Annotated in this window: 4 protein-coding genes; all 4 read left to right on the plus strand. The window is 57.9% G+C overall.

From position 1 onward, the window contains the following. Positions 1-141: 141 nt before the first annotated feature. Entirely contained in the window at positions 142-369 is a 228-nt protein-coding gene (locus tag N0B36_RS24285) for a hypothetical protein (RefSeq protein WP_086529995.1), read from the plus strand. Positions 370-462: 93 nt separating this feature from the next. After that, complete coding sequence (locus tag N0B36_RS24290; protein WP_057064200.1) at positions 463-690, plus strand: hypothetical protein; 228 nt, start codon at positions 463-465, stop codon at positions 688-690. Positions 691-746: 56 nt separating this feature from the next. Then, positions 747-2,129 (plus strand): DUF3560 domain-containing protein, encoded by a 1,383-nt coding sequence (locus N0B36_RS24295; RefSeq protein WP_057064201.1) that lies wholly within the window; start codon positions 747-749, stop codon positions 2,127-2,129. 46 nt (positions 2,130-2,175) lie between these two features. Beyond that, positions 2,176-2,739 carry a trans-aconitate 2-methyltransferase gene (locus tag N0B36_RS24300; RefSeq protein ID WP_057064202.1) on the plus strand — a complete coding sequence of 188 codons (564 nt, stop codon included), beginning with the start codon at positions 2,176-2,178 and terminating at the stop codon, positions 2,737-2,739. Positions 2,740-3,066 lie beyond the last annotated feature (327 nt).

Below are 3,066 nucleotides of genomic sequence, written 5' to 3' on the forward strand. Positions count from 1 at the left end.
CGTTTACGCCCCTGCGGCGAAGGTTCTCAAACGGGTGAAGTTAAATACCAGGGGAACAGCGCAGCAGGTTCCCGCAAGCGTCAACACCGCGGCTCCCGAAACTCAACGGGTGATGTTCTTTAAAAACCAGGAGGAAGAAAAATGCAGGCTCAGGCGATGCGTGTTTATCAGATTGCGTTCAGTGGACGCGATGCACAGGGCGTTATGCCGATGTTTACCCGTATCCGCGCCGTGACCGGAAAGCGGGCTGTCAGGGCATTTATCGAACGTTATCAACCCGTCTGCGGCTGGTTTTTAGGCGACCCCGAAGATATTACGGACAAAGTACAGAAGGAGGCAGAAGGGACGGGCAGCAACCCGCAGACATGAAAAAAGCAGGGTAAACCCTGCTTTATCCACGTCGTAAAAGTCGCGCTAACGGCTTTTACGGCTTCATTAACTACCATAAGGAGTTAACTTTATATGACCGTTTCTATTGTTTCACCTTCCGCCGGAGCTGTAAAGCCCCACAAACATAAGCGCATCAGGCGCGCCGAGCTATCCGCATCAGAGATTAAACCCGAATTAAAAGCGTTCGGGCGACATATTGCCAGGCGTATCTGCAAGAGGCGCGGGGTGCATATTCCCGCGATGACTAATGATGCGTTCGGCCAGGTGCTTCGCACCCTGAAACTGAAACGCGGACTGTAACTAATCAGGTGAGCCGCCCCCGCGAGGGGCGGCAACCACAGGAAGGAGAAACCCACATGACACAGACCACCGCCCTGGCACTGACTGCCAGCATCACCCCGCCGCCCGCGTCTGAAGACACCCCCGCGCAGTCGTACCGGGCGACATACTCCCCGGATGACAACAAGCTGCGCCTGTATGCCGCAGAGCGCCTTGATGATGAAACCTATCAGAAAATCCATGCCGTGGGTTTTCGCTGGGCACCGAAACAGGCGCTGTTTGTCGCGCCAGCCTGGACGCCAGCCCGTGAGGACGTGCTTCTGTCTCTTGCCGGAGATATTGAAGACGATGACAACACCCTGTTTGACCGTCAGGAACAACGCGCTGACCGTTTCAGCGGCTACAGCGAAAAACGCGCCGGGGAGTCAGAGCAGACGCTCGCGCAGGTGGACGCGCTGGCGTCGGTTATCCCGTTCGGACAGCCGATCCTGGTTGGCCATCACAGCGAACGCCGTGCGCGACGGGATGCGCAGCGTATTGAAAACGGCATGAAACGCGCCGTGATGCTCTTTGAACGTGCGGAATACTGGGAGGATCGGGCACATGCATCCCTGCGTCTGGCGAAATACAAAGAACGCCCGGATGTGCGTTACCGCCGTATCAGAAAGATTGAGGCGGACAAGCGCAAGGCGGAGCGGAACATTGCACAGGCGCAGAAATATCTGACGATGTGGCGGGCGCAGACGCTTGATCTGAAAATGGCGCGGCTTGTCAGCAATTACGATCATATGTACACCTGTTTCACGCTGGAGAAATACCCGCGCCCACCGGAGAAAAGCCAGTACGAAGGCCGGATGTCCCTGCATTCGGCGCTTGAGAATGAGATTATTACTTTTGAACAGGCCCGCGATATTGCCGCCCCTTATCATGAACGCACGATCCGCCATCAGCAGCGCTGGCTGAATCACTACCAGAACCGCCTGGCCTATGAACGCGCCATGCTGGACGAAAGCGGCGGCGTGGTCACCCGTACCCAGGATTTTGAGCCGGGCGGGCAGGTCCAGAGTCGGGGCGAATGGCTGACCATCATCCGCATCAATAAAAGTAACGGCGCGGTCAGTTCGGTTGTCACCCCGTATTACAGCTTTATGCGCTGCAACGGGACCATGACACTGACCCCCGACCGCATCACGGACTACAAAGCCCCGTCTGCGGAAGAAGCCCGCGCCGCAAAACAGGCCGCGAAACGCCCGCCGATCGTCAACTATCCGGGGGAGGGTTTCCGCGAAATAACCAAAGCCGAATGGTCGAAAACCCCGGCTGATTATAAATCGGTCCGGGGTGTCGCTGAAAATGATGAGCATGGCGCGTACCGCTTCCGCCGCATCATGACCAGCGGTTACACGCTCGATAACGTGTACATCACCGACATGAAAACCGTGGCAATCCCGCAAAAATAACCGACAGACTCCCCGGCATTACGCCGGGGAGGTAAGGGCCATTTATATGCATAGTGAACTCAGGGATCGCATTCAGGCGATGCAGGCCAGACTTGACGGGCGCACACCCGTGGCCGAAATCCGGGCCAGCTCGCAGCTTTTCGTCACTCCCGATCCGGTCTGTCGTCAGATGGCTGACCTGGCAGAGCTTAACGATTCTGACCGGATACTGGAGCCGGAGGCCGGAACGGGGGCCATTTTACGGGCCATCCGGGAGGTGGCCCCGCTGGCACGGTGTGACGCCGTGGAGCTTAACGCCGCGTTAGCCGCGCATCTGCGGGCAGTGTTTCCGGGCGTTAACGTCCGGTGCGGGGATTTTCTGGATTACCAGCCGGGAAGCACCTACAGCAAAATCCTGATGAATCCGCCGTTTCAGCATGCCCAGGATATCCGTCACATACAGTACGCCTTAACGCTGCTCGAATCCGGCGGAATACTGACGGCGGTTTGTCTGAACGGGCCACGCCAGCAGAAGATCCTGAAACCCCTGTCTGATGTCTGGGAGCCGCTGCCGCGTGGCACATTCACGTATACCGGTGTTTCAACCGTCCTGCTCAGAATTCAGACCTGACGGGCACAGTGAGCCGGGCGGGGGAGGATGCCCCCGTCTGGCCGCGCCGGAAAAGGCCGCGCGCCTGCGGCGCTGAAAGGCATTGCGCTGACGCGCAACGCCCTTCATTTCGCGCCATAGCCGTTCTGATGAATGGCTTTGCAACGGGCTGTATTTCTGTCTTCTTCTGCCCCTTGCTCCTGTAGCTATTACCTCTCCCGATGGGAATCAGCAACTGAGCCTATTTTTTCAAAAACTAAATACCCAGGGCGCTGGCCCCCTTCGGCTCCTGACCAGCTGGCGCTGTCCAGTCGTCGAGCCCCACTCCGCCAGGGCAGCTGCTGCGCA

The sequence above is a fragment of the Citrobacter sp. XY323 genome (assembly GCF_025106035.1).
Taxonomy (GTDB): Bacteria; Pseudomonadota; Gammaproteobacteria; order Enterobacterales; family Enterobacteriaceae; genus Citrobacter; species Citrobacter braakii.